We start from the raw sequence: 26,263 nt of genomic DNA, 5'->3' as shown, positions 1-26,263 counted from the left end.
AGGGTGTCGCTCTTCGGCTTGGGAACTGGGAAGTTCCGGGCGGTGCACGCTGCCCTGATCCGTCTTCCTGATCCTGGAGTGGCGATGACGATGCCCCGGGCGGATTCCGTCCCGTCGAAGGTGACGCGGTTCCTTCTGCTCAGTGAGCTGTGCCGGCGTCTCGGCGAGCACGGCTGTACCTCTTACCTGGTGAACCCGGCTTCCGGAGGGGCGGTGCTGCGGGTGTCGGTGGCCGGTGCGGGAGGGGGCTGGCTGGCGGTCGCGGCGGTCGAGCGGCCCGAGGGGTGGGCGTACGCGTGGGCGGGGCGTTGGGGGCCCGCGCAGCAGTGCGAGCGCATCGCGCGGCATTTGGCGCGGGCGGTGGCGGCGTGACGGGGCGGCGGGCCGAGACGGTCCTGCCGGGAGTGCCGGAGGCGGCGGCGGTCGCGCGGCGGTGGCTCGCCGGTTTCCTGGGCGCCGCCCATCCGGTGGTGGACACGGCGGTGCTGCTGCTGTCGGAGGTGTTCGCCAACGCCTGTCTGCACAGCCGTTCTGGGGAGCCCGGCGGCACGGTCGTGATCCGTGCCGAGGCGGCCGGGTGTGGAGTCCGCGTCGAGGTCGTCGACGAAGGCGGGTGGCCGGGGCCGCTCTCGGTCGCGGACCCGGGGTCGGGGGCCGAGAGCGGTCGCGGCCTGTGGCTCCTTGACGCACTCGCCAAGGAGTGGAACGCCGAGAACCTGCCCGACGGTGGGCGGCGCGTCGCCTTCACCGTCGAGGCGGGCGTGGTGCTCCGGAGCGGCGGCTCATGGCCGTCCAGTACCGGTTGCGCTGTTCCGGCCAATCCTCGCGGGAGGCGAATTCGGTGAGAAGCGGCAGTGGCGTACGGGAACCGGGCAGCGCCGCGAACCCGTCGAGTTCGACGGCGGTCGGCGAGGCGATGTACAGGATGCGGACCGCCTCGATGCTCGGTGCCTGGGCCGGGGTCTGGTGCAGGCAGTAGAGGGTGTCGTCGAATGTCGCGGCGGCCGGGCCCGTCGCGCCCGCCGCGTTCGGCACCTGGAGATCGGGCTGCCAGTCGCTTCCGTCGAACACCGAGTACCACAGCGGTGCGCTCGGGATGTTCTCCCATCCGTCGTGCAGCACGTAGAGGGCGTCGTCGAAGACGACGGCCGCGGGCGATCCGCTGATCCCGACATCGCTCACCCGCTGGGGGTCCGACCACGAGGCGCCGTCGAACCGGACGAACCACAGCGCCCCGTCGCCGCCCAGCTGGTCGGAACCCGAGCCCTGGTAGAAGCAGTACAGCAGGTCGCCGTACGTCACGGCGGTGGGCCGTCCGGTCATCTGCACGCCGGGAACGCGTGTGTTGGGCTGCTGCCACACCGACCCGTCGTGGCGGATGCACCACATCCCCTCGTGGCTTCCGGTGCCGGCGCCCTTGTAGAGGCAGTAGAGGGAGCCGTCGTAGACGGCGAGGGCGGGGCCCGCTGTGACACCGACCCATGGGATGTTCGTATCGGTCTGCCACGTCTGTCCGTCGAAGACGGAGCACCACAGGTCGGTGTCGGTGTCGGTGCCGGGCCCCTGGTGGGCGACGTAGAGCCGGCCGTCGAACTCCGCCGCGGCCGGCGATCCGGTGATCTGCACACCGGGCACCTGCTGATCCGCCGACCAGTTCGCACCGTCGAAGACGCAGTAGTGCAGGGTCCCGTCCAGATCCCCCTGGTAGAAGCAGTAGAGCGCGTCGCCGAACACCGCGAGAGCCGGCGCCGCCGAGGTGGTGAGCGTGCCGACGGGGCTGTCGGCCGACCAGGCGTCCCCGTTCCACGTGAGCGCCGTCAGCCGCCCGAAGGACGGGAACTTGAACCCGAACACGGCGCAGTCGGCGCTGCCGAAGAAGTCGCTGATCCCGTTGATGTGCAGGCGTGACATGATCTCGCCCGGATACGAGAAGCCGAAGGGCTCGCCCTCCTGGTATCCGCCGCCGAGCTCGCCCGTCTGCGAGCCGTCGGCGAAGGTGAACGAGAAGGCGTTCGGGATCTGGCTGCCCAGGCCCGCGGCGACGGTCACCTGGCTGGAGTTCGTGAGGTCGAAGACACCGCCGTGCGGCGGCTGGTCGCTGCCTCCGTTGGAGTCCCCCATGCGCGGGGTCTGCGTGATGCCTCCCGGACCTCCTCCGCTGGGGTAGGTGACCTGTGCCGCGTCGATGCGGTCCCCGCCCCAGACGGCGATCCGGGTGATCGGCTCGGTCGGGGTCTGGGCGGGATCGATGCTGATGGGGCCGCTGTCGTCGCAGGTGCCGATCGGGTCGCTGTAGATCTCCCGGTCGAGATAGGGCGTGACGGGCGTGGGATACACGGACGGATCCAGGTAGGGCCACACCGCGACGAGGTCCGTCACCCCGAGGGTCATCTGGCGGACGTAGCGGTTGACGGAGGCGAACGGCTCGCATTCGTGGTCGTCGGGGAGGGTGTCCAGGGTGATCTGCTGGAGGCCCTGCTTGTAGTACTGGTTCGCGTAGTCCGAGTATGTTTCGATCTGTTTCGTCAGCTTCTGCTGAACCTTCTGCATCTGGGCGCCGTTCCAGCCCCAGGTCTGCCCGAAAAGGACGCCGTCGCGCAGCAGGACCAGGTGCAGATTGGCCGCCTGGGCGAACAGCGGCAGGAGATTCACCTCGTAGCCGGACTGCTGGAAACTCGGCATGTCATGGTCGAAGAACGCGTCGGCGGCGATCCAGTAGTCCGCGATCACCGGGTAGTCCTGCGTGGGTACCGCCTGAAGGTAGTCGGCCAGGTCGTTCTGCAGTCCGTTGAGCGTGTCCTCGACGGACTGGTAGATCTCCTGTTCGATCCGCTGGTCGATCAGTTGAGCGGTCTGCTGGACGATCTGCGTCCACGGGCTGATCCCCGTCAGCGACGGGGCCCAGAACACGTAGACGATGCCGCTGAGGAGATTGCCGACCTCGGGGACGAAGCCCAGGGCCGTCGCTGTGATGATCTCCGCCATGGCACTGTAGGGAGGACTCGGCTCGAGGTCGGCGGGGCCGTTGTCGTCGTAGTAGTTGTCGGTGCAGGAACTGCTGAGCGGCAGGGTCACGCTCCAGCCTTCGGACAGGGGGCCGAACGTGATGCGCACGGCCTCGCCGCTGTCGTAGTCCTCCTCTTCGATGTCGCACTGTTTGTCGGTCCGTCCCCAGGTCTCTCCGCTCGCGTCGACGCAGGAGATCGTCCAGAGGTCGCTTCCGCCGCTTCCCGTCTCGATGGAGAAGGGCGTGAGGATACTGTCGCCGTTCGACAGTTCCGGCGCCGAAGTCGACTGCGTCGCGTTCCAGGCGTGCGACACACTGACATTGGTGATGGGCCCTCCGGTCTTGTTCGTGACGATGCACTGCATGCTGCCCTGCCAGCTCATGGCGCCATTCCCCCTCCGTTGAGATCGGTGTGTCCGGTTCATGGCAGGGAGAGGGCTGCGCCCCTGTGCCGCCGGTGAGACGCGGCAGCCAATGTTCCTTATGTGAAATTCGGGTGGCCCGTGCCGCAGGTCGTTGATCTTCCTGCCCCGGCTCGCCGGGGATGATGCGCGATCGGGCTCCGCCCTCGCACCGTCGCCCTCGTAGGCCGCCAGCGCGACCCCTCATGAGAGGTCGACGGCAAGAAGCGGACCGACGCAACATGCGACCAGCCCGCCGTACGGGCCGATGAGCAGCACCGGCAGGAACTGCACGCCCACCACCGGCCAGAGCGCCGTCCCCGACCCGCTCAGCTGTAGCACCAGCCACGCCTGGGCCACAGCCTGCATCCACCTCCCGGACTGCGGAGAGGTGTTGTGGGCGAAGTGGGGCCTGGGGTCAGGTGAAGGTGCGGCGGTAGGTCTGGGGGGTGACGCCGGTGGTGCGTTTGAAGCGGTCGCGGAAGGTGGTGGCTGAGCCGAAGCCGACCTGGTCGCCGATGCGTTCCACGGAGTGCTCGGTGGTTTCGAGGAGGTGCTGAGCCTGGTGGATGCGGGCTCGGTGGAGCCATTGGAGGGGGGTGGACCCGGTCTGGTCGCGGAAGCGCCGGATCAGGGTCCGGGTGCTGGTTCCGGCTCGTGCGGCGATGTGGGCGAGGGTGAGGTCGCGGGCCAGGTTCTCCTGGAGCCAGGTGAGCAGTTCCTCCAGTTCGGAGCCCTGCGGGGTGGGGGCGTGGTCGTGGACGATGAACTGCGCCTGGCCGCCCTCCCGTTCGAGCGGCATCACCGACAGGCGGGCGGCGTGGGCGGCGACGGCCGAGCCGTGGTCGCGGCGGATCATGTGCAGGCACAGGTCCAGGCCCGCGGCGGCGACGGCCGAGGTGAGGAACCGGCCGTTGCCCACATAGAGGACGTCCGGGTCGACGTCGAGGGCCGGGTACATGGAGGCCAGCAGCCCGGCGGCATTCCAGTGGGTCGTGACGCGTCGGCGGTCAGCGGATCCAGTCGGACTCTACGTAGCCTTGCAGGACGTAGGAGGCCTGCTCCGGGAGGTCGGCGGAGAGGTCCGGGGCCGTCGAGGTGGGGTGCCAGGGGATGGTGGGGAGGCCGCCGGGCTCGCTGCCGAAGGCGTAGATCAGACCTGCCTCGTGCCGTGCGCCTGAGAGGTAGGTGACCCTGATCAGCTCGCCGCGAAACAGTTCCCGGGTGGAGAACGACAGGAGATCCATCGACCTTTCGATGATCATGCGTGCTTTGCCGTACTCGCCGACCCTTTCCAATACGTCGATTCTCCACCGTGTCGGCCAGCCATCGATGATCTTCGATGCCGTGGCGCGATCTATGATCGCGCGCGCTCCGACGAAGGCGACCGTGAGATCCTCCAGCAGAACGTCAAGGGCGGAATCCTCGTCGAGTTCCGCGCAGGTCCGGTCGAAGAGTTCGGACATGCCTACCCTGTCACCGAGGCGGGCAAGATAGATCAGGTGCTCGGAGACGACGTCGACCACGGTGGAGCCGTCCGCGTCGGCGGGCGGGGAGTACAGCCGAGCGGCCTCCTCCGTAGCGCCGGCGCCCGCCAGCAGAAGCGCCAGCCGAAGACGGTAGCTGCCATCCGGGGCAGAGGTGCGACGGTAATGCGAAGGCTCCGGTAGATGGGCGCGCAGCAGCTCCGCGGCGGACGCGGTCTCGCCGATCTCCTCCAGGTGGGCGACCAACGACATGATCGCCGTTCGGGCGGGGACCGAAGCTCCGAACCACCGGTCCTCCCGCGGACACAGCCACTGCACGGCCTTCGCGTGCTCACCGTGGGCGATGAGCCGCGAGACGACGTCGGCGGTCACTCGATGGTCCGGCGGAGGGAACTCCTCCACGCAGCCGACGAGCTCTTCGATCCGCTCCAGACGGCAGAGCAGCTCCATGATCGCGATCTGGACCTTCGGGTCCCACTGCGCCGAGGACGCCCTGCGGAGCCAGTCGAGCGCCGCCGCCGGACGTCCAGCCCGGAGCAGGACGTCAGGTGGGCTGCCCCGGCGCCATGCCAAGTCCACCGGAAGGTCGCTCGGCCGGCTGTCGAGGCACAGATCCGCGACCGGCTCCTCCGGAGGGAACAAGGCGACGGCACGCTCATGACCGCCCAGACTCTCTTCAAGACAGGCGAGTCTCAACCTGTGCGGAACATCGGCGAAATCAACGGGATCCTCCTCCGCCCCGGGAGCGCGGCGAGGCTTCGAGCCGTGCACCGCCGCGCGCGCGGCCTCCACCGCCTTCCTCTCGGCGACCGCTCCACCGCGCTCGGCCCATCGATAGGACAGTTCCCAGAGCGCGGAACTCCGGCGCAGCAGGCCGGCCTGGGTCCACGGATTTGAGAGGAACACGTACCGAATGGCGAGGTAGAGCACGCCGGCCACGAGGAAGAGCCATACAGCCGCGGTCGGCGAGAACACCGAGATCATGGCGAACGCGGTCATCGCCGCGTTGTAGGCGATGGGGAACACCCAGTCGTCGTCGGCCGGGGCGGGCCACGGGTGCCTCAGGTTCGGGACGTCCTCCGCGAAATAGGCCGGCGGGAACCGTGCCATCTGGTCGATCTTCTCCCGCGCGTACTTGGAGACCGGTCTTGGACTCCCGTCGGCCGCGGTGCTCCAGAAAAGGGTGGAAAGGCGGCGGTATCCGCGCAGGCCCGCGTCCAAGGCGATCCTGTCGCGGTCCGAGTTCTCCGTCGCCCACTCGCGGAGGACGTCCCAGAGTTCCGGGCTGATCGGGGCGTCGCGGTGGTCCTCGTAGTGGTAGACGAGGTAGTCGGCGGGATGGAACAACGGAGGTCCGTCCGTCGGTTCCCGGACGGGCACCGGTTGCAGGGCTCCAGGGATGTCGGAGGGCCGCAGGATCCGGGCGATGTACGCCTCGAAGGCGTCTTGCCAGCCGAGCAGTTCCCGCGCGGTGAGGTAGCCGGGTACGGCGCGGCGCAGGAACTCGGTGTCCAGGGGCGACTTCACGCCCACCTGGCCCGCGTCCAGGACCGCTCGAATGATCGCCTTGGGCACGGGCCCGGCGGTGCGGAACTGCTCGACCTGGACGATCCCGCCGGCGAGGTGCAGCGCCAATTCGCCGGATTCGCCCTCGGCCTCGATCGCCTGCCTGATGCGGCTGTCGTGCTCGGCCGCCTGCCGAACGGCCACGAAGTCCGCGGAGGAGAAGTCCTTCTGGACGTCGATGGCGAGGTCCGGAGACAGAAGCGCGCTCGTGGCCGGGGATATATCCCGGTCGCGCAGCCTGTCCCACTCCCTGGTCCACATCGTGGCGACGACGGCGACGGAACGGGGGTGCGTTGCGTCGAGCTCGTAAAGGAAGGATCGCAGGAGCGCGGCGGCCCGTCCCCCCGCCTCGCCGTGGAAGATGTGCTTGGCCGCGTCATCCAGCCAGATGACGGTGCGCGGGCCGATCCGGCGGTCGCGGAGTGCCGCGACGAGCTCGTCCGGGTGGAGCGGCCGGAACAACCGCCAGTCGGGAAAGCACTCCGTGACCGCCTCGTAGGCGGCACGGGACTTCCCCACATACGGCAGGCCCAGCAGCACCACGAAAACCGGCTCGAACTTCGCCTGTCCCAGCCTTTCGCGCAGCTCGCGGTCGTGTTCGCGAGGCACGTAGTAGGGCAGGGCATCGGCCGGCGCGTCCGCCGTCCTGATCGCCGGACTCACTTGGAGGTCCCGGACCGGCTTCCATTCCCCGAGCGGCCTGCCCACGTGAGCGGTCTCGTGGGCCTTCGCCGCGGCGGGCAGCATCGGGAGGGCGTCCGCGGAGGTACCGAGGACGTCCCACCAGGCGGCGGCGTCGGGCAGGTTGTCGATCAGCGTGATGGGCACGATCGTGAGATCGGAGGCGCCCTGGCGGGGCGCGTGCTCGGACACGACCCCTACGACGTGGCCGCCCGCGATGACGGCCGCACCGGACATCCCCGACCAGGGAGTACCTGCCAGTGTGCTGCCGGAAGCCGGGAGCCGTTCCTGGTCGGGAGTGTGCGTGGTCCGCAGGGTCCGCAGCCCGGGACCCGGGATCTGGAAGACCGGGATGCGGCCTGACACATGGGCCTGGTACCGCACCCGTTGGGTGCCCTTGCCGCGCTCCATGAACGCCGGGAAGCCCACCGCGTGGCAGTCGTCAAGCGTGGCCGCCCGGTCGCCGCCCCCGCTGATCCGCGCGAACCCGACCGGGGGCAGCGGACCCGCGTCCTCGTCGAGCGCGAGGAGCGCCAGGTCGGCGTGGCCCGGATCTCCGGTGAGCCGGGTCGTGGCCGACCAGGTCTGCTTGGTCCCGTCGGGCAGCAGGTGGCGGACGGTGATGCGCAGGGTCCCGGCGGGAATCGCGTGCTGGGACGTCAGTACGTGGCGGCCGTCGATGAGAAGACCTGAGGCCTGCTCCCACCGGCTGCGGCCCTCGGCGGTCCGCCACATCGCGAGGACCTCGACGAACCTGTGCTCGATCGCGTCGATCATCGCGCCGCGCACTAACCCGGTGCGGAGTCCGAGCCGCCCGAGACCTTCAGCTCGCCGTCGGGGCCGGTCGGCGTGCCCAGCACGACCGTGACCTTCTGCACCTTGTCGTGCTCGATCTTCCCCGTGGCGCCGGTCTCGATCACCCAGATCTTGACCTTGCCGGTGCCCTCGCCGATCTTCTTGATGCCGACCTGGAACTCCAGCGTCACTTGCTCGACGGGAAACCGGATGTCGGCGTCCGCGCCCGCCAGCGCGGCGGCGCGCAGCTCTTCCCGCACTTTCTCGATCACTTCGACGAGCCCGAGTTCAGCCACGCGTGTCCTCCGCTTCACGGACGGCCGGGAGCCCGATCATAACCAGGGAAACCGGCACATGAAGGTGGATCGCCGTCATGCGCCGGTCGACGCCCGCGAGGAGGTCAGGACGCGGCTGCCTCCCGGGCGAGGAAGCGCTCGACCGGTCAGCAGGGCTGCTCTCCATCTGCCTGGGTGCGGCAGATGGGAGGCCCTGCGGTGCCGATCGGGTTGGCCGTCGCACTACTCGAGGGAAGGCGTGCTATCAATCCTTCGCGCTTTGGCGGCTCCGCTCTCGGAACCGGTCTCGAGTTCCTCAGGTCGGGTGCCCGAAGCCAGTCCCAAGGCCGCCACGCTTGCCCCCGCGGCCCGGCTCATCAATACCGCCAAACGCGGGCTGCTGGACTTCCGGCACGAGGCCGCGGCGGTCAACGCCGCCGACGGCTACGCCCGCGTCACCGGCGGGCTCGCGGTCGCCGCGGTGACCGGCCGCCCCGGCTTCGCAAACGGCTTCGCCGGCATACGGTCCGATGCGCCGCACTCTCCGCTCTGTCTTGTCGCTGAGCTCGGTTTCGTCCGTTGGCGGACCCTCGATGAGGTCGCCGTGCGCAGTTTCGCGCAGACCAGCAGAGCGGCATCGCCCGGGTCGCCGGTCCTCGGACATTCCTTCCGCTCCCGCCCTGGCGATCCGCGCTCACCGCATGAGCGGCCGTCGCGGCCCCGAGCGCAAGCCCACACCCGAAGCCCTCTTCGCCCGGTTCAGGGTTCGGCCAGATGGCCGATGAGGGCTTCGCGGGGGACGTCGGCCGAACCTGGACGGCTTTGGTGCCCGTCACCCCGACCAGCCGCCGTCGTGTTCACCACACCGGCGTTCGCCGACTCCTCGGTTCTGATCCCCGTGACGACCCCGCCGGCGCGCACTCCGTGATGCCGCAGCTCGACCGTGTCCCCAACTCGTCCTCCGGCGGCCCGACGGCTTCCCGTCCGCCGCGGCGCGGACCCTCCACACGACGATCCGGATCGGTTCCGCGGCATGACGAGCGGCTGCGCGACGGTTCGCTGAACAGACCCGGATCGCCCCGCCCGCGATCGCGTTGCGGGCTTCATCCGGTCCCGGGTGCGCTCTGTCAGCGGCGCTTCACGCGGACGAAGGTGGACAGGGTGCTGAACACGCTGCCGTAGGCGGAGGCGCCGAAACCGCCGGTGCACTTGAAGGTCGTGCTCGCGGAGAAGTAGCCCTTGGCGTTGGTGCGGCGGCGGCCCAGGTCGTAGATCTGGGTGCCGTTCTTACCGCAGGTGTAGGCGACGGCGACCCGCCTGCCGCCCCAGCCGCCGGCGTCCTTGGAGCCGCCGTCGGAGGTGCCGACGCGGCGGACGAGGCGGCCGCTGAGGACGATGGCCTGACCGGGGCTCGCCGTCTTCCGGTTGGTCTTGATGCCGGTGAACCGGGCGGTGCGGTAGAGCCGGAGGGCGGGGCTGTACTGCTCGTTGTGGTAGGCGTCGCCGGGGTAGTGCAGCCGCCACCAGCCTTCGCCGTCGCCGACGGGGAACTCGAACTCGGGGCTCATCTCTGTCGCCGAGGTGGTGCCCGCCTGCTTCCACTGCCCGTTCGGGCTGTTCTTGTACTCGACCCGCACACGCTTGGTCGGCTGGGGCGAGAAGAGGAAGTACGGAGCCCTGCTGTACGCGATGCCCTTGACGACGCTGTACTCCTTCCAGCCGAAGTCCTTGCTCGGCTGGTACCAGGCGAACGTCACGTCCCTCAGTTGGAGCTCCAGCTCGTCCGCGCGCCGCTCGGCGGAGGCGGGCGCGGCCCACACGAGCGGCAGGGCCAGCACGACGGCGGCCAGAACATGCCCGTGCATCCCGCACCTCCAGGGGTGAACCGGGAAATTCTCGCGATCACTCTAAATCTCGCCTACGGGAAGATCAAGACGAAGAGGCGCACGAGCCCGCGCCACCACTGGCCGGACGCCTGCCCGGACGGCCTCAGCCGTACGGCCACCGTCTTGCGAACCGTCCCCGAATGCCACTGTCCAGTGACGGAATGTGACGGGTGGGGTACTTCAACACCGCGGGTCCGTGTGATCCGGCGCTGCATTACATGCTGCCGACCGAACCGCTGCTGCCCTACGCGCGCGAGCTGATCGAGATGGAACGGTATTTCGTCGTCCATGGGCCGCGGCAGAGCGGCAAGACCACGGCGCTGCGCGCCCTGGCCCGGACGCTGAACGCGGAGGGCCGGGTGGCGGCGGTGTGGCTGTCGTGTGAGAACGGAAAGGTGGCGGGCGATGACGTCGGCTGGGGCGAGTCGCTCGTATCTGCGGTGCGCTCCGCTGGACGTGCTGTGTGCGCCGCAGGTTCGCCCGGATCCCGGTCGGCCGGCCCGGCTCGGTCAGGTCGTCCAGCCGCCGGATCTCCCTGATCCGCTCGATTCCGCGCGGGTTCCCGAGCCGGCAGCCCAGCGAGTAGCACGAGTCCGTCGGGTAGGCGATCAGCCCGTCCGCCCGCACGAGATCCACGATCTGCCCGACTAAACGAGGCTGCGGGTTCTCCGGGTGCACATCGAAGTGCTCGGCCATGACGGACGGCCTAGGGCAGATCCGCCCTCCGGGAAGGAGTTCGCGAGTCCGGCGGCTGCGGAACCGACCGGCCAAGGATGATCTGGCCGTGGCGGCGGTGCGGCCGGGCGGGCGGGCGCATGAGTATCCGCGCACGCGATCTTGAGTAGGAGCGCTCAGGGCGGGGCGGGCGCCCGGCCGCGAGACTCGGGGCAACCGAGCAAGTGGAGAGAACCATGCGTCTGCACCGCGGTACCGGACGGGCCACCGCCGCCGCCTCCCGCCCCGTGAAGGCCCGCGTCGGCGCGGCCGCGCTCGCGGGTGCCGCCGCCCTCGCGGCACTGACCGGGTGCTCGGGGCTCGAGTACCGGGAGGGCATCTGCAGCGCCGGCGAATATCCCGCTCTGTCCGTGGGAGGCACCGGTTCCGCCTGCTTCCCGGACGGGGCGGAGCCCGAGGCCGGGTTCGCGCGTTACCCCGACGGCAAGGTGCCGCAGGAGGTCGGCGACGAGTGGGACGTCTACTGGGACACCCGCACGCTCGACGACAACGGCGACATCATCGCCGCCTCCGACACGAACTGACCCCGCGGACCTTGTCCGTCTCTTCGAAGGCGAGGCCGGCCGCGCCGAGGGCGATGGTCGAAGGGATGCCCGGTCCGCCGGTGAGGGAGGACCGGGCGTCGGGCCTATGCGAGGTCGAAGCGGTCTAGGTTCATCACCTTGGTCCAGGCTGCGGTGAAGTCGCGGACGAACTGCTCTTGGGCGTCGTGGGAGGCGTAGACCTCGGCGAGGGCTCGGAGCTGGGAGTGCGCGCCGAAGACGAGGTCCACGGCGGTGGCGGTCCATTTGGGTTCGCCGGTGACGCGGTCGCGGCCGTCGAAGACGTTTTCTTCGGCGGTGGACGGCTTCCACTCCGTGGACATGTCGAGCAGGTTGACGAAGAAGTCGTTGGTCAGGGTCTCCGGGCGGTGGGTGAGGGCGCCGTGGGCGGACTGCCGGAAGCCGGTGTTCAGGGCGCGCATGCCGCCGATCAGGACGGTCATCTCGGTGGCGGTGAGCGTCAGCAGGCTGGCGCGGTCCAGCAGGAGCGTCTCCGGCGACAGCTTCTCTCCCTCACGGACGTAGTTGCGGAACCCGTCCGCCCTGGGCTCGAGCACGGCGAACGACTCCACGTCGGTCTGCTCCTGCGAGGCGTCGGCGCGGCCCGGTGCGAACGGGACGGTGATGTCGTGCCCGGCGTTCTTCGCGGCCTGCTCGACGGCCGCGCATCCGCCCAGGACGATCAGGTCCGCGAGCGAGACGCGCGTCCCGCCGGACTGCGCGCCGTTGAAGTCCTGCTGGATCCGCTCAAGGGTCCGCACAGTCTCGGTCACCTCGGGCAGGTCGTTGATCTCCCAGCTCCGTTGCGGTTCGAGCCGGATCCTCGCCCCGTTGGCCCCGCCGCGCTTGTCGGTGCCGCGGAAGCTCGCCGCCGCGGCCCAAGCGGTGGTGACCAGTTGGGAGACGGACGGTCCCGAGGCGAGGATCGTGGCCTTGAGGGAGGCGATGTCGGCGTCGGCGACGAGTTCGTGATCGACGGCGGGCACCGGATCCTGCCACGGCTGGGGCTCGGGGACCCAGGGGCCGAGGTAGCGCGAGAGGGGTCCCATGTCGCGGTGCAGCAGCTTGTACCAGGCCTTGCCGAACGCCTCCCTGAGCTCGTCCGGGTTCTCGTGGAAACGCCTCGCGATCGGCGCGTAGACCGGATCGAACTTCAGCGCGATGTCCGAGGTCAGCATGATGGGAGCGTGCCTTTTCGCCGGATCGTGGGCGTCGGGCACGGCACTTCCGGCCGCCGGATCGGTGGGCGTCCACTGCTTGGCGCCGGCGGGGCTCGTGGTCAGCTCCCAGTCGTAGCCGAACAGGTGGTCCAGGTACCCGTTGTCCCACTTCGTCGGCTCGGTGGTCCATGCGCCCTCGAGCCCGCTGGTGAGCGCGTCGCCGCCCTTGCCGGTGCCGTGCACGTTCTTCCAGCCGAGACCCTGCTGCTCCAGCGGGCATGCCTCGGGCTCCGGGCCGATGTACTGAGGATCGACCGCGCCATGGCACTTGCCGAACGTGTGGCCGCCGGCGATGAGCGCGACGGTCTCCTCGTCGTTCATCGCCATGCGCCCGAACGTCTCGCGGATGTCCCTGGCGGACGCCAGCGGATCGGGCTCGCCGTTGGGCCCCTCCGGATTGACGTAGATCAGGCCCATCTGCACGGCGGCCAGGCTCCCGGTGAGCTCCCTGTCTCCGCTGTAGCGCTCGTCGCCGAGCCAGGTGTCCTCGGGCCCCCAGAAGATCTCCTCGGGTTCCCAGATGTCCTCTCGCCCGAAACCGAATCCGAAGGTCTTGAACCCCATCGATTCCAGGGCGCAGTTGCCGGTGAAGACCAGGAGGTCGGCCCAGGAGATCTTCCGGCCGTACTTCTGCTTGACCGGCCAGAGCAGGCGCCGCGCCTTGTCGAGGCTCGCGTTGTCCGGCCAGCTGTTGAGGGGGGCGAACCGCTGGGCGCCCCGGCCGCCGCCGCCCCGGCCGTCGTCGATGCGGTAGGTCCCCGCGGCGTGCCAGCTCATCCGGATGAAGAGCGGCCCGTAGTGGCCGTAGTCGGCGGGCCACCAGTCCCGCGAGTCCGTCATCAGAGCGAGGACGTCCTGTTTCAGCGCGTCGAGGTCGAGCGTGGCGAATTCCTCGGCGTAGTCGAAGTCCTCACCCAGCGGACCGGACCGCGCACGGTGCTGATGGAGCACCTGAAGGTCCAGCTGATCCGGCCACCAGTCCCGGTTCCCCCTCGGCCGCGTCCGCGTGACCTCTGGGGAGGGGATTACCGGGTTCTCGCTCTCGCTCCGGGACACGTCAGTCCTTCTCTCTGCTCGGTGTTTCCGTCGCCACGACCGCACGCATGGGCGCTGGTGATCGGTCCCGCGCCGGACTTCGCATGATCGCTCATCGCAGAGAGCATCGCCATGGGAACACTCGGTGAAACCGCCTGCGGCTTCGCTCGATCCGTCGCCCGGCGCTACTCCCGGTCGGCGCGGCCAAACGTGGCTGTGCTGCGCCCCGCGCTCGTTCGCAGGCGCCCGGCCTCCCGCGGTGCCGGAGCGGCCGCGTGACAGTACTCTTCGTGTCAGCATGGTGACCGGAAGGAGTGTGGTGCGCGTGAAGTACTTCAACACCGCTGGTCCCTGCGACCCGGAACTGCATTACATGCTGCCGGCCGGACCTCGGCTGCCGCAGGCGCGTGAGCTGATCGAGATGGACCGGTACTTCGTCGTCCACGCACCGCGCCAGACGGGGAAGACGACCACGCTGGGGGTGCTGGAGCTTGAGCTCAGGGCGGAGGGCTCCGCGGTCGCGCTGACCGTGTCGTGCGAGGCGGCCTCTGTTGCCGGGGACGACTTCGGTGCGGCCGAACTGGTCCTCCTTGACGACCTGCGTGAAGCCGCTCGGAGTGCGGGGCTGGAGGGGGCGGAGCTGCCGCCTGAGCCTTGGCCGGAGGCTGCGCCGGGCGCCCGGCTGGGTGCGGCGCTCAGTGCTTGGGCGGCCCGGTGTCCGCGGCCGCTCGTGTTGTTCTTCGACGAGATCGACGCGATGCGAGGGCAGAGCCTGCTGTCGGTGCTGCGGCAGCTCCGCAACGGCCACAACATGCGCCCGAAGCGCCATCCGTTTCCCAACGCGGTGGCGCTGTGCGGCCTGCGGGATGTCCGCGACTACAAAGCCGCGTCCGGTGGTGAACCTTCCAGGCTGGGGACGGCCAGTCCGTTCAACATCTCGGTGAGGTCGCTGCGGATGGGTGACTTCACCTGCGAGGAGGTCGCCGGGCTGTACGCCCAGCACACGGCCGCCACCGGGCAGGAGTTCCGCCCCGAAGCCGTCGCCCGGGCGTTCGAGGTGACCTGTGGTCAGCCTTGGCTGGTCAACGCGCTCGCCTATGAGATCACCCGCGAGATGCGGATTCCGCCGGAAGATCCGATCACCGCCGAGCATGTCGATCAGGCCAGGGAACGGCTGATCCGGGCCCGCGCCACCCATCTGGACTCCCTCGTCGCCAAGCTCCAGGAACCTCGGGTCCGGCGGGTGATGGAGCCGATGATCGCCGGCACCTTCTCCTACGCCGACGACACCTTCGACGACGATGTCAGCTATGTCCGGGACCTCGGCCTGATCGCGCAAGGGCTTCCGCTGCGGGTGGCCAATCCGATCTACCGTGAGGTGGTCCTGCGGGTGCTCGGTGGCCCGGCCGAGAGTTTCGTGCTGGCCGAGCCGCGGAGTTTCGTCCTGCCCGACGGGCGTTTCGATCTGCCGCGTCTGCTCCGGGAGTTCACCGGTTTCTGGCGTGAGCACGGAGAGGTCCTGGTCCGGGGCACGGTCTACCACGAGGCGGCCTGCCACATCGTGCTGATGGCCTACCTGCAGCGTCTGGTCAACGGCGGCGGCTACCTCGACCGCGAGTACGCCACCGGAACGGGGCGCTTGGACGTCCTCATCCGCTGGCCGTATCAGGGCCCCGATGGCGACCGCCGGGTGCAGCGTGAGGCGCTGGAGGTGAAGCTGTGGCATCCCGGCCGCCCCGACCCGCACGACCAGGGCCTGGAACAGCTCGACGGCTACCTCGACCGGCTCGGTCTGGACACCGGCGTCCTCGTCGTCTTCGACCGCCGCCCGCAAGCCCCGGCCTGGCACGAGAGAACGACCCTCGGTTCCGCCGCGACGCCCCGGGGCCGCAAGGTCACCGTCCTGCGCGCCTGATTCGCCGGCCGGTGAAGTCCTCTCCGACGAGCGGCGACCTTACTGCGTAAAGGGCGGGGTCGGTTCGGCTGGAAGTAGTGGGGCGGCTGCCTGCTCGGGCGCCGGCATGAACGGGCTCTCCTCGACGGCGCCACCCTCGACCGGAGCATGGCCGACGCCCGTAAGGCGGGCCTGCTTGGTGGGTCGAGGAGATGCGGCGGGCGTACGGGTGGTGCCCCTGATGCCCTTGCGCAGGTGCGCGGCGGCGCCCTGGCCTGGGGGGAGGAAGGCTCGCCCGCCTCGCTGAGCTGTGTGCCGCGTGTCGTGTGGTCGAGCAGGCGGGTGCTGGATCCGCTGTTCAGGGCGGCGGAGCTGCCTGCTCGGCGCGATCGGTACGGGGCAAGGGCCGCGCAACCGGGGGTTGCTCGTGTTCGGCGGAGGCCGCTGCCCGCACCTTGGGGACGTGCCTTGGGCGTGGGCCCGGGTCGTCGGTGCCCAGGATCGCGGGGCCGCCCGGAGCGGTTCAGGAGGTGAGGTGGGACCAGACCCATTTGCCTTTTGGGGGTGTGGGGGTGTGGCCGCAGGCGGTGCTGAGGGACTGGACGATCGGGAGGCCCCAGCCGCCGCCGTGGTCCCAGGCGTCTTCGGGGGCCGCGTCGATGGAGGTGAGGGTGAGGGCCGCGGTGGCGCGGGGGAGCGGGGCGCGGGGGCTCGGGTCCCAGACGCGGAAGAGGATGCCGCGCGGGTTCTGGACGTGGCGGAGGTGGAGGCGGAGCTCCGCGCCGGGGGCCGCTTCGACGGCGTTGGCGAGCAGTTCCGAGGCGACGATGAGTGCATTGTCTAGAATGTCGGTCATATTCCATTTTGTAAGGCGTTGGGAAATGAGCGTGCGGGCGAGTCCGGGCGTCGCGGGAGATGCCAGAAGCGTCAGGAAGAGATCGTCTTGGGTCATGAGCTGTGCCTTTGTTATCCCAGGTCAGATGGGTGTAGAACTGGGCTGATCGTCGCAGCGGGTGACTTCCCGACTGCGATTTCCGCGCCAAAGGGAAACCGCGGAGGAAGAATGGCCGGCAACCGGGAACCGCTCGACCCGCGCGAGTCGATGTGGCACTGGCTCGCGTTCCAGCTGCGCTATCTGCGCGAGTCCAACGAGCTGACCCTCGACCAGGTCGGGGCGCTGATCGCCGCCGCCAAGTCGACGGTCTCCAACATCGAGGCGGGCCGCCTGCGCATCGACGAGCGCCAGGCCTTCAGGCTCGACCAGCGCTACGGCACGGGTTTCCTGCTCCAGCTGCTGCTCTACTACGCCCGCATGAACCACACGCCGGCCTGGATCGAGCAGTACACGAAGTACGAGGCGGAGGCCCGCGTCCTCAAGGTCTACAGCGGCTCCACGATCCCGGGCCCGCTCCAGACCGAGGGCTACATGCGGGGACTGCTCGCCACCGGCGTGGCCGCCGACGACGCGGAGAAGGTGGCGGCGCGCATCGCCCGCCAGGAAGCCCTCCTCTGCCGGGAGGACCCGCCCTGGATCTGGGTCCTGATGGACGAGGCCGCCATCAAGAACCCGATCGGGGGCAGGCAGGCGCTCCGTGACCAGCTGAAGCATCTGCTCGATTTGACGGAGGGCCCCCGCATTTCGGTGAGAATCCTGTCGGAGGAGTGCGGCGGCCATCCGGGGGTCTCCGGTATCTTCCGCATCATCAGCCTGGAGACGCGCGAGGTCGCCTACGCCGGTGCCCAGAAGGGAGGCCGACTCATCGAGGAACCGCTTGAAGTGCGCGAGTTCGAGCTGGCCTTCGACCGGATCGGCGGAGTGGCTCTCAACCAGGTCATGTCCCAGGCTCTGATCGAGAAGAGACTGAAGGAGCTATGACACAGCCCATCTGGCGCAAGAGCTCGTACAGCACCACCGGAAACGACGAGATCTGTGTAGAGCTCGCCCGCGTTTCGTCCGGAATCGGCGTCCGCGACTCCAAGAACCCCGAGGCCGGCCCCCTTACCCTCACCGCCCGCCAATTCGCATCCCTGACCGCCCGCGTCAGGTCCACCCGCCTCTCCTGACCCCTGAGCCGGGAGGCCCCGCCCTCCCGGCTCCTCCTCTCCGGCGAGCGCAGACCTTACTGCGTAAAGGCCGCGGGTCGGGCCCGATGGTCCTCACCTCGCCGCCCGCGGGCGGGGGCGTTGGAGCGCTCCTCCGTGCTCCGGGGTCAGCGCGCCGCCGGGTGAGGCATGTACAGGCAGAGGGCGCAGCGGCAGCCGCGCTGCGCGAGGTGGACCTCCTCGACTTCGTCCGGGGTGAGGTCGGACAACGGGATGTGGTCCCGGTCGTCGTGCAGGCCGTCCTCTTCGGCGCGGAAGACGTTCCCGCGCAGGGTCACGTAGGACGACTTCGCGACGAGGTCGGCGCGGACCGGTCTCCCCGCTTCGAGGACGAGCCCGCGCTCCTCGGCCATCCTGCCGAAGAGTTCCCAGTACGCGTGGAGCGCGTGCCCGAGCCAGTGCGACCAGAGGTGGGCCGAGCGGGAGCAGCATCCCGCGGGGTTGCTGAACATCCAGCTCACTTCGTCGCCGTCCACGTCGTAGAGCGGGTCGTCCTTCGGCTCGCCCTCCAGATACCGGTACACGGGACTCTTGGCGTTGAGGGAGGCCTCGACCCAGATCTCGTCCAGCGCCTTGTCCCAGACCGACGCGGCCCACCCCTCCCGGTCCCCGTCCCCGGACAGCCGCACCGACAGCCCCACAGCACCCATGAAGCCCCCTCTATCTCCGTGTTCCGTGTCCGGAGAACGCTAGGGGCCGCTCCGCCGCCGCGTAAGGGCGCCGAGTCCCGTGGACGTCCCGCATGCCCGCAGGACAAAGACCCGGACAGCGGCCCTCAGCCCCTCGGGAACGTTCGGCTCGCGGGCGCGACCCCCGCGGGGCCCGCCGACGCGTACGGCCGTCACCGCGGGCACGGTGACGGCCACATGCGTGGCGCCGGTCGCGAGGGGGTGGATCAGCCCCCCGCGTTGAGGCGGTTCGCCAGGCGGGTGGCGTTCATGTGGGCGATGGCCTCGATGGAGATCATGGGGTTCACGCCGGAGGAGGTCGGGAAGCAGGAGGCGTCGGCGACGACGATGTTGGGGACCTCCCAGGTGGCTCCGTCGGGGTCGGTGGCGCTGGTCGCGCGGTCGCCGCCCATGCGGGCGGTGCCCATGATGTGCAGCGCGGCGATCGCGCAGCGGCCGGGTTCCAGGCCGGCGGCGTCGCAGGAGGCGATGAACTCGTCGTAGGTGCTTCGTCGTCCCGGCTCGTAGGACGGGCCCGCCTGGTGGGCGGAGGAGATCCGGCGGGCTCCGGCGGCCTCCAGGATGCGGGTGGCGCCCTCGATGCCCTTGCGCAGGTGGGCGGCGTCGTAGTCCGACAGCCGGTAGTGCGGGACGGGCTCGCCGTCGCGGGCCACCTTGACCTCGCCGTGGTCGCGGTCGCGGGTGATGACGCCGATGCCGCCCGTGTGGGCGAGGTCCTTCATCGCGGCGAGGTGGGCGGCGCCGCCGCGCCAGTTCATGAAGCCCTGGAGCGAGCCGGGGTTGCCCGGCCCGGTCTCGTAGATGACGCCGTACCCGTTGCCGTCGAGGTCGCTGTCCTGCTTGGAGTACCGGGTCTGCATCCCGCCCTCCCACGGGCTGATCTTCTCGTCGAACAGGCCCCACACGGCGGTGGCGGGGTGCAGCCGCAGGTAGCGGCCGATGGCGGGATCGGTGAGCCCGGAGCGGCGCAGCAGCGCCGGGGTCTGGATGGCGCCCGCGGCCACGACGACGGCACGGGCCCGCACGGTCACCGTGTGGCCCGCGGTGGTGACGCCGCGCACGCCGACGGCACGGCCCTGCTTCACCTCGATGGCCCGGACGTCGGTGTCGATGACGAGCCGGGCCCCGGCGGCCTCGGCGTCGGCGAGCCATGTCTTGGCGACCGACTGCTTGGCCCCGAGCCGGCAGCCGTAGCCGCACCGCCCGCAGTCGGTGCCCATGTCGCAGCCCACCACGTTGCGGGGCATCGCGTCGACGTGCCAGCCGAGGGCGCGCAGGCCGCGCTCCAGGACCTGGTCACGGGCCGAGGGATCGCTGTGGTCGGTGTTCACCGAGAGCCGCGTCAGCACCGCGTCGGTGGATCGGGTGAACTCCTCCTGCGCGAACTGCTCGGCGCCCAGCGCGGCCCACTCGGCGCGGACGCCGTCGGGGGTGGGGAAGGAGGTCGTCCAGTTGACGACGGTGCCGCCGCCCAGGCACGAGCCCGCGACGAGCGCGACCTGGCCCTCGGCGGTGGAGGCCGGGCCCGCCGCGTAGAGACGGCTGAGCCCGCCGAGCTCCTGCCCGTCGAAGTCGGCGTCGTCGTAGTAGCCGCCGCGCTCCAGGACGACCACGTCGAGGCCCGCGGCGGCCAGGACCCCGGCCGCGGTGCCGCCGCCCGCGCCGGATCCGACGATGACGACGTCGCAGTCGTACGTGGTGTCGGCGGACGGCGACACGGGGGAGAGCTTCGGGCGCGGGGCGGACTCCAGCGTCCCCAGCGGGCCGGGGTACCCGATGGCGTCCCAGACCGGCGAGGTCCCGGTCGGGCCCGGGGCGAGCAGGTAGGAGGAGGCGGCCAGGCCGCGCAGGGACTGGAACAGCACCCGCTTGAACTCCGAGGGCGAGTCGCCCAGCCCCAGCAGGACGCGTTCGCGGTCGGCGGCCGGCAGCCGCGAGAACCGGCGTCCGCCCGTGCCGAGGACCAGTCCCATCGCCCGCGTGTCCCACAGGGACAGCAGCGTTCCGAGCTGCTTGCGGTCCTTGGCGCGGGGCTGGCCGCCGGCCAGCGCCTCGGCGATGTCCACGGCGCCCAGCGCGCTGGCGGACGGGATCGCCGCGCCGTCGCCGGGGGCGAAGGTGTCGCAGATCGCGGTGAGCGCGGCCCGCTGACGGGTGTCGAGTGTCATGGTCTAACGTTCCTTGTCGCCGAAGTAAGCCCGCTGGATCTGATCCCGGTCCTCCCGGAGATCGGCCGCGGCGCCGGTGAGCGCCACCCGGCCGTGATGGAGCACGACGGCCTCGTCCGCCACGCTGAGCGCCTGGTCGATGTGCTGCTCCACGAGCACGATCGCCGTGCCGTCCTCGTCGGCGAGCCGCCGCAGCTCGGGCAGGATCTGCTGCACCGCGACCGGGGACAGGCCCATGCTCAGCTCGTCGATGAGCAGGACCTTCGGCCGCAGCAGCAGGGTCTTGGCGATCGCGAGGAGCTGTTGCTCGCCTCCCGACAGCAGGCCGCAGCGCCGGTTCAGCAGCGGCCGCAGGCGCGGGAACCGGTCGAGCGCCGGGCCGTATCCGCCCTTGGCCTTGGCCAGCCGGAGGTTCTCGGCGACGGTGAGGCGGTGGAAGACGCCCCGGTTGTCCGGGATCAGGCAGAGCCCCGCCCGGGTGGCGCGCTCGACGCTCCCGGTGATGGGGGTGCCGACGGCGGTCACCGTCCCGGCGAGCGCCGGGAGCAGGCCGGTGGCCGCGCGCAGCGTGGTGCTCTTGCCCGCGCCGTTGGGGCCGAGCAGCGCCAGGATCGAGCCGGCCGCGACCCGCAGGTCGATGTCGCGGATGGCGGGCATCCCGCGGTAGCCGGCGCTGAGGCCGCGGATGTCCAGTGCGTCGGTCGTCACGGGGTCACCGGGCTTCCCAGGTAGGCGGCGATCACCTGGTCGTCGCCGCTGACGTCGTTCGGTGTGCCGGAGGCGATGATCTTTCCGAAGTCCATGACGTAGACCCGGTCGCAGACCTCCATGACCAGCGTCATGTCGTGGTCGATCAGGAGCACTCCCGGGCCGGAGTCGGCGATCCGGCGCAGTTCGCGCCCGAACTCGGCGCTCTCCTCGGTGTCCAGACCCGCGGCGGGCTCGTCCAGCAGCAGCACGCGGGTGGCGCCGACCAGGGCCCGTGCCACGCCGGCGAGCTTCTGCTGCCCCAGGGACAGCTCGTCGGGCCTGCGGTCGGCCATCGCCGCCAGGCCCACCAGGCTCAGGGCCTGCCGGATCTCCGCGTCGGCCCGGTGCCGGCGCCGTCCGAGGTCGGCGAGCACGCCGCGCAGGCCGGTCGGGTCGACCGAGACGGCGAGGTTCTCCGCCAAGGTCAGGTCGGTGAACAGCTCCCCGGACTGCCAGGTCCGGGCGAGTCCGAGGCGGCGGCGCCGATGCGCGGGCGCCGAGTCGAGCCGGACGCCGTCGAGCTCGATCGTGCCGGTGCAGGGCGCGAAGCCGGTGACGGCGTCGACGAAGGTGGTCTTCCCCGCGCCGTTGGGCCCGATCAGGCCGACGATCTCGGCGGGGCGGACCTCGATGTGCACCTGGTCGTTGGCCCGGACGCCTCCGTACCGCACGGAGATGTCCCTGGTGCGGAACAGCGGGCTCAGGTCATCGGGCATCGGCGGACTCCGTTGCGTGGGCGGCGGCCGGCGGCTGCGCGGGGGACCGCCGGGCACGGCGGATGAGCAGCCATTCGGGGACGGCGCTGCGGTGGGGCGCGAAGACGACCACGCGCAGCAGCATCGCGGCCGCCACGACGAGCGTGTAGTAGTGGCCCAGGTCGATCGTCTGGGTGAACACCAGGTACAGCAGCCCCAGCGGTCCGGCGACGCCCGCGAGGACCGCGCCGGACAGGCGGGTGATGTCGCCGACGTAGGTGGTCGCCAGGACGGCCAGGCCGACGAGGACGGTGAACGAGGCGGACGAGAGCTGGCCGTGGCTGTAGCCGATCAGGCAGCCGCCGATCCCCGCCAGGAACGACGCCAGCGCGAAGCCGAGCAGTTTGACCGCCGGGACGTTCACGCCCGCCGCCGCCGCGGCCCGCTCGTTGGACCGCACGGCCAGGAACGCCCGCCCGGTGGCCCCGGACAGCAGCCGCGCCACGGCGATCAGCAGCGCCGCCACGACCACGAGGACCATGAAGGAGAACTGCAGCGTGATGAGGTCGGTGCCCTGCCGCACGGCCAGCGAGAACCCGAACAGGGACGGTTCGGCGATCAGGTTGCCCGTGTAGGGCGTCAGGGCCGGATTGTTGAAGACGAAGCTCTGGATCGCGAGCGCCGCCGCGATGGTCGCGACCGCGAGCTGCGCGCCTCTGATGCGCAGCGCCGGCACGCCGACCACGATCCCGAGGGCCGTCGCGGTCAGCGCCGCCAGCGGCATCGCCAACGGGAAGGGCAGGTGCAGGTTCGTCGTCAGCTTCGAGAGCGCGAACCCGGCCGCGCCGGCGAAGGCCATCGTGGTCAGCGAGATCTGGCCCAGATAGCCGGTCAGCAGCACCACCGACGCCGCGATCAGCGTCAGGATGATCGACATCACCAGGCTGAAGCGCCACTGGCCGGTGGTGAGCACGATGGCGAGCGCCGTCGCGGCGATGAGCGCCGCGATCCCGAGCGGCTTGAACCGCGGCACCCGCACCGGCTGCTGCGCCCCGGTGTCGCGGGCGCCCCGTTCGGGAATGCCGCGGCCGAGCAGGAACAGCGCCACCACGACGATGACGAACGGGATCGCGTCACCGATGCCGGCCTGCGCCCACGACGGCCACCAGCTCTTGGCCGTCAGGAACAGCAGGATCTGCTGGACCGAGCCGAGGGCCAGACCGGCGCCGCAGGCGACGCCGATCGACGTCAGCCGGCCCACGAGCGCGACGGCGAGGGCCGGGACGACGTAGAGCATGTAGCTGGTCGGGTCCAGGCCGCCGATGGCCGGCGCCGCCAGGATCACGATCAGCCCGGACGCGAAGCCCGTCGCCCCCCACATGAACGCGGCGAGCCTGTCGGGCGAGTAGCCCATCAGGCGCAGCGCCTGCTCGTCCTCGGCGCCCGCCCTGGTGGCGATGCCCATCCTGGTGAACCGGAAGTAGCCGGCCAGGGCGAGCGCCACCGCGATCGCGGCCGCGGCGAGGATCAGGTTGCTCACCGCGATCGTGGTCCCGCCGAAGGTGACGACCTCCGACGTGAGCGCCGGGAGCGGGATGAGGCTGCTCGGATCCGCGCCGAGGGTCTCGGTGTCGAACCGCAGCGGGACCAGGGCCTGGATGAACAGCATCACGCCGACCGACGCGACGACCTGGCCGAGCTCGGGGGCCCGGCGCAGCGGACGGAACACCAGGAGGTGGGCCAGCAGGCTCCACAGGAGCCCGCCGGCCGCGCCGATGAGCACCGCCGGCCACACGTCCATCGGGCCTGAGCCCAGCTGGACGCTGCCGACCGGCAGGACGAGCACGCCGTTCGTGCGCAGCCCGGCGACCTGCCACACCGCCCACAGCGCCACCGACCCCTGGGCGAAGTTGATGACGCCGGTGGCGACGTAGAGGCTGACGAGGGACACGCCGAGCACCGCGTAGACGGCTCCGGTGGAGAAGCCGATGACGGCGAATTGCAGAAGATCGTTCATGGGGGTTCAGTCGCTCAGCTTGCGCCGGGGATGTTCGCCATGATCGCCGGGAGCGGGGTGATCCAGTCGCCGGTGACGGGCTTGAGCGTCAGGTCGTCCTGCACGGTGAACAGGAGCATCTGCGTGGTGCAGTTCGGCGTGGTGGCCTTGCCGCAGGTGATCTTGGGTCCGAGGAAGGTGTCGAAGTCCTTCAGGCCCTGGAGCGTGGACAGCACGGTCGCGCCCGTCAGGTTGTCGAGCGAGGGCGCGGCGGCCAGGGCGCGGGCGAAGTCCACGACGGTGGCGAACTGGGCGTAGGCGTAGAAGTCCGGCGGACCGCTGGTCTTCGACACGTACTCGGTCGCGACCTTGAGGTTGTCGACCGCCGCCTTGGGCGCGTACTTCTCCGTACCGGGCAGCCACACGGACGAGTACAGGGTCGCTCCGGGCGCGTCCGCCGGGTCCGACTTGATGAAGGCCGTGCACGCGGCGACGAAGACGGAGCCCGAGTAGCCGACCGACCGCAGGTTCTTGATCAGCTGGGTGCAGATCGAGGCGTTCGGCGAGGCGATCAGGCCCGCGACGTCGGGCTTGGTGGAGGCGATGGTGGCCGCCAGGGCGCTGAAGTTCGGGTTCGTGGGCGAGAAGTACAGGCCGGTCGCCTTGATCCCGATGGCCTTGGCCAGCGGGATCAGCTGGGTCTCGACGGTCTTGTGGGACGAGGGGGTGTCCACCAGCGTCAGCGTCGCCGACGTCTTGCCCTCGGCCTTGAACCCCTGCAGGGCGCCGACGAGGAACGACGCCTGCGGCGAGCCGAGGAAGACGCGTCCGGACGCGGTGCTCCCGGTGGTCTGGTCGAACGGGATCTGGCCGACCAGCGGGATCTTGGCCGCTTCGAGGATGCCGATGCCGGCGCTGGAGCTGAGGTTGAAGCCGTCGAAGGCCGCGACGACGCCTTCCTGGACGAACTTGTTGGCGCAGCCGATGGTGGACTCAGGAGTGCCGTCGACCGAGCAGGACTCGACCACGATCGGACGCCCCTTGACGCCCTTCAGCTCCTTGGCGATGTAGCTCACGGCCGCGTCCATGCCGGACTTCACCGCGGGGACCGCCACCGCGCCCTTGTCCGGGTTGAACAGGCCGACCTTGATCGGCTCGCCCGTCAGGGTCGGCTCGTCGGAGGGCTGGTCGGCGCCGCCGCAGGCGGCGGCGGCCGTGAGCAGGAGGCCCATCCCGGCGCTCAGCAGAACTCGCGACAGGGCCGAGCCCTTGTGCGTGGTCGGTTTCATCGAATGCCCTCGCATCTCTGGTTCGCGTGCGCCTGCCAGGGAGACCTGGCAGGCCCGCGGCTCAGGGGGGTGTGAGCCGTGTCACGCGGGGCCGAACCTAATTTAAGAGTGAGATTGACGTCAACCTCTACCTTGGGGAATTCTGCCTCTCCGAAGCGGCTGGTAGGGTCGGCGTTTCCCGTGATCATCGAGACGAGGTGTCGGCCATGCCCGAACCCGCCGCCGAGACCGACGGCGCGCGCCGGGCGCGCACCCGTGTCGACCGGCGCCGCGAGACCACGCCGCAGCGTCTGCGCGACGCGGCGCGGGTCGTCTTCGAGCGGGACGGCTTCCACAACGCCCGGCTCGCCGACATCAGCGCAGAGGCGAAGGTGGGAGCGGGGACGCTCTACAACTACTACCGGTCCAAGCACGATCTGCTGTTCGAGCTGATGAAGGAAGTTTCGGCAGATCTGACCGGAATTGCTCCGGACCATGTCAGCTCCCAGCAGGACCCCGTCCGCCGCATCGAAGAGGTCAACCGGGTCTACATCGAGGCGTTCCGGCGCAACGCCCACGTGCTGCAGGCCGTCTACCAGGCGCGCGACGAGGACGAGCGGCTCCAGGCCCAGTGGGGCGAGGTCGCCGACCACTTCCAGAGCAGGGTCACCCGCGCGATCGCCGAGTGGCAGAAGGCCGGCGTGGCCTACCCCGATCTGGACCCGCGCCACACCGCCCACGCCCTGACCCTGATGGTCGAGCGCGTCGTCATGGCCTGGTCCTACGAGGGCGTCGAATACGACGCCCAGACCCTGATCGCCACCATCAACAAGATCTGGATCCGCGCCCTGGGCCTCCCCGGCACCACCCCGCGCACCCTCGCCGAGTAGACCCCGGCGAATGGTCGTCGCGTGGTGGCGTGGGTGCGGGTGCGGGTGCGGCGCCCGGCCTGCCAGGCATGGGTGAACCTCACGAAGAGTCACCGCCCGTCGCGGATCATGCCCCTGGGCGGAACCGATCCGATCTGGGCGGTCGAGTCCGGCGGATCGTGCCTGCGGACTGTCGGTGCC

At 70.3% G+C, this 26,263-nt stretch carries 23 protein-coding genes and 1 pseudogene; 9 read left to right on the top strand and 15 right to left on the bottom strand.

Going from position 1 to position 26,263, the window contains the following annotated elements:
* The first annotated feature begins 84 nt into the window (after window positions 1-84).
* Both EDD29_RS45650 and EDD29_RS24475 read left to right on the top strand, forming a co-directional pair.
* Window positions 85-372, top strand: a complete 288-nt coding sequence (locus EDD29_RS45650; RefSeq protein WP_170201546.1) for a hypothetical protein — start codon at window positions 85-87, stop codon at window positions 370-372.
* Window positions 369-845, top strand: a complete 477-nt coding sequence (locus EDD29_RS24475; RefSeq protein WP_170201545.1) for an ATP-binding protein — start codon at window positions 369-371, stop codon at window positions 843-845. Before EDD29_RS45650 ends, EDD29_RS24475 begins: the two co-directional genes overlap by 4 nt.
* Here the strand turns inward: EDD29_RS24475 and EDD29_RS24470 are convergent.
* From EDD29_RS24470 to EDD29_RS24455, 5 genes are all read right to left on the bottom strand, one after another.
* Complete coding sequence (locus EDD29_RS24470) at window positions 745-3,390, bottom strand: insecticidal delta-endotoxin Cry8Ea1 family protein (protein ID WP_170201544.1); 2,646 nt, start codon at window positions 3,388-3,390, stop codon at window positions 745-747. The genes EDD29_RS24475 and EDD29_RS24470 overlap by 101 nt on opposite strands.
* 222 nt (window positions 3,391-3,612) lie before the next feature.
* A complete protein-coding gene (locus tag EDD29_RS45645) occupies window positions 3,613-3,777 on the bottom strand; it encodes a hypothetical protein (protein WP_170201543.1) in 165 nt (54 codons plus the stop codon).
* 49 nt (window positions 3,778-3,826) lie between these two features.
* Window positions 3,827-4,369 carry a GlxA family transcriptional regulator gene (locus EDD29_RS24465; protein ID WP_211359876.1) on the bottom strand — a complete coding sequence of 181 codons (543 nt, stop codon included), beginning with the start codon at window positions 4,367-4,369 and terminating at the stop codon, window positions 3,827-3,829.
* 49 nt (window positions 4,370-4,418) lie between these two features.
* A complete protein-coding gene (locus EDD29_RS24460; protein WP_148086078.1) occupies window positions 4,419-7,919 on the bottom strand; it encodes a S1 family peptidase in 3,501 nt (1,166 codons plus the stop codon).
* Window positions 7,920-7,930: 11 nt separating this feature from the next.
* Complete coding sequence (locus EDD29_RS24455) at window positions 7,931-8,233, bottom strand: trypco2 family protein (protein ID WP_123666652.1); 303 nt, start codon at window positions 8,231-8,233, stop codon at window positions 7,931-7,933.
* Between EDD29_RS24455 and EDD29_RS48185 the strand changes: the two genes are divergently transcribed.
* The gene (locus EDD29_RS48185) at window positions 8,148-9,140 is read left to right on the top strand and encodes a thiamine pyrophosphate-binding protein (protein ID WP_425454986.1); all 993 of its coding nucleotides are present in this window, start codon (window positions 8,148-8,150) and stop codon (window positions 9,138-9,140) included. The genes EDD29_RS24455 and EDD29_RS48185 overlap by 86 nt on opposite strands.
* 199 nt (window positions 9,141-9,339) lie before the next feature.
* Here EDD29_RS48185 and EDD29_RS24445 read toward each other — a convergent pair whose 3' ends face one another.
* Window positions 9,340-10,077, bottom strand: coding sequence for a hypothetical protein (locus tag EDD29_RS24445; protein ID WP_123666650.1), 738 nt, complete (start codon window positions 10,075-10,077; stop codon window positions 9,340-9,342).
* A gap of 239 nt (window positions 10,078-10,316) precedes the next feature.
* Here EDD29_RS24445 and EDD29_RS47105 point away from each other — a divergent pair, with 239 nt between their 5' ends.
* Window positions 10,317-10,637, top strand: a complete 321-nt coding sequence (locus EDD29_RS47105) for a hypothetical protein (protein WP_246053758.1) — start codon at window positions 10,317-10,319, stop codon at window positions 10,635-10,637.
* 31 nt (window positions 10,638-10,668) lie between these two features.
* Here EDD29_RS47105 and EDD29_RS47100 read toward each other — a convergent pair.
* Window positions 10,669-10,794: pseudogene (locus EDD29_RS47100) on the bottom strand (L-threonylcarbamoyladenylate synthase); the annotation flags it as partial.
* Window positions 10,795-11,009: 215 nt separating this feature from the next.
* Here EDD29_RS47100 and EDD29_RS24435 point away from each other — a divergent pair.
* Window positions 11,010-11,357 (top strand): SCO0607 family lipoprotein, encoded by a 348-nt coding sequence (locus tag EDD29_RS24435; RefSeq protein WP_123666648.1) that lies wholly within the window; start codon window positions 11,010-11,012, stop codon window positions 11,355-11,357.
* Between the two features lie 104 nt (window positions 11,358-11,461).
* Here EDD29_RS24435 and katG read toward each other — a convergent pair whose 3' ends face one another.
* Window positions 11,462-13,696, bottom strand: coding sequence for a catalase/peroxidase HPI (gene katG / locus EDD29_RS24430; RefSeq protein WP_246052981.1), 2,235 nt, complete (start codon window positions 13,694-13,696; stop codon window positions 11,462-11,464).
* A gap of 253 nt (window positions 13,697-13,949) precedes the next feature.
* On the opposite strand from katG, the gene EDD29_RS24425 reads away from it, so the two are divergent.
* Complete coding sequence (locus EDD29_RS24425; protein WP_211359874.1) at window positions 13,950-15,545, top strand: ATP-binding protein; 1,596 nt, start codon at window positions 13,950-13,952, stop codon at window positions 15,543-15,545.
* Between the two features lie 502 nt (window positions 15,546-16,047).
* On the opposite strand, the gene EDD29_RS24420 is transcribed toward EDD29_RS24425, so the two are convergent.
* A complete protein-coding gene (locus tag EDD29_RS24420) occupies window positions 16,048-16,380 on the bottom strand; it encodes an ATP-binding protein (protein WP_123666646.1) in 333 nt (110 codons plus the stop codon).
* A 207-nt stretch (window positions 16,381-16,587) separates the two neighbouring features.
* Between EDD29_RS24420 and EDD29_RS24415 the strand changes: the two genes are divergently transcribed.
* Both EDD29_RS24415 and EDD29_RS24410 read left to right on the top strand, forming a co-directional pair.
* The gene (locus EDD29_RS24415; RefSeq protein WP_123666645.1) at window positions 16,588-17,400 is read left to right on the top strand and encodes a helix-turn-helix domain-containing protein; all 813 of its coding nucleotides are present in this window, start codon (window positions 16,588-16,590) and stop codon (window positions 17,398-17,400) included.
* A complete protein-coding gene (locus EDD29_RS24410) occupies window positions 17,397-17,588 on the top strand; it encodes a DUF397 domain-containing protein (protein WP_123666644.1) in 192 nt (63 codons plus the stop codon). The genes EDD29_RS24415 and EDD29_RS24410 overlap by 4 nt, the downstream gene beginning before the upstream one ends.
* Before the next feature lie 146 nt (window positions 17,589-17,734).
* Here the strand turns inward: EDD29_RS24410 and EDD29_RS24405 are convergent, their stop codons facing one another.
* From EDD29_RS24405 to EDD29_RS24380, 6 genes are all read right to left on the bottom strand, one after another.
* On the bottom strand, window positions 17,735-18,277 hold the full coding sequence (locus tag EDD29_RS24405; protein ID WP_148086077.1) for a hypothetical protein: 543 nt from the start codon (window positions 18,275-18,277) through the stop codon (window positions 17,735-17,737).
* A gap of 245 nt (window positions 18,278-18,522) precedes the next feature.
* A complete protein-coding gene (locus tag EDD29_RS24400; protein ID WP_123666642.1) occupies window positions 18,523-20,484 on the bottom strand; it encodes an FAD-dependent oxidoreductase in 1,962 nt (653 codons plus the stop codon).
* A 3-nt stretch (window positions 20,485-20,487) separates the two neighbouring features.
* Window positions 20,488-21,192: an ABC transporter ATP-binding protein gene (locus tag EDD29_RS24395; RefSeq protein ID WP_211359873.1), complete on the bottom strand. Its 705-nt coding sequence runs from the start codon at window positions 21,190-21,192 to the stop codon at window positions 20,488-20,490.
* Window positions 21,189-21,950 carry an ABC transporter ATP-binding protein gene (locus EDD29_RS24390; RefSeq protein WP_123666641.1) on the bottom strand — a complete coding sequence of 254 codons (762 nt, stop codon included), beginning with the start codon at window positions 21,948-21,950 and terminating at the stop codon, window positions 21,189-21,191. The genes EDD29_RS24395 and EDD29_RS24390 overlap by 4 nt, the downstream gene beginning before the upstream one ends.
* Complete coding sequence (locus EDD29_RS24385) at window positions 21,940-23,946, bottom strand: ABC transporter permease (RefSeq protein ID WP_123666640.1); 2,007 nt, start codon at window positions 23,944-23,946, stop codon at window positions 21,940-21,942. The genes EDD29_RS24390 and EDD29_RS24385 overlap by 11 nt, the downstream gene beginning before the upstream one ends.
* A gap of 14 nt (window positions 23,947-23,960) precedes the next feature.
* Window positions 23,961-25,214, bottom strand: coding sequence for an ABC transporter substrate-binding protein (locus EDD29_RS24380; protein ID WP_123666639.1), 1,254 nt, complete (start codon window positions 25,212-25,214; stop codon window positions 23,961-23,963).
* A 206-nt stretch (window positions 25,215-25,420) separates the two neighbouring features.
* Here EDD29_RS24380 and EDD29_RS24375 point away from each other — a divergent pair, with 206 nt between their 5' ends.
* Window positions 25,421-26,083 (top strand): TetR/AcrR family transcriptional regulator, encoded by a 663-nt coding sequence (locus tag EDD29_RS24375; protein WP_123666638.1) that lies wholly within the window; start codon window positions 25,421-25,423, stop codon window positions 26,081-26,083.
* The last annotated feature ends 180 nt before the right edge of the window (window positions 26,084-26,263 follow it).

It is taken from the genome of Actinocorallia herbida (genome assembly GCF_003751225.1).
GTDB classification, from domain to species: Bacteria; Actinomycetota; Actinomycetes; order Streptosporangiales; family Streptosporangiaceae; genus Actinocorallia; species Actinocorallia herbida.
Note: the sequence above shows the minus strand (reverse complement) of the source record. Positions and strands in the feature narration are given on the sequence as shown.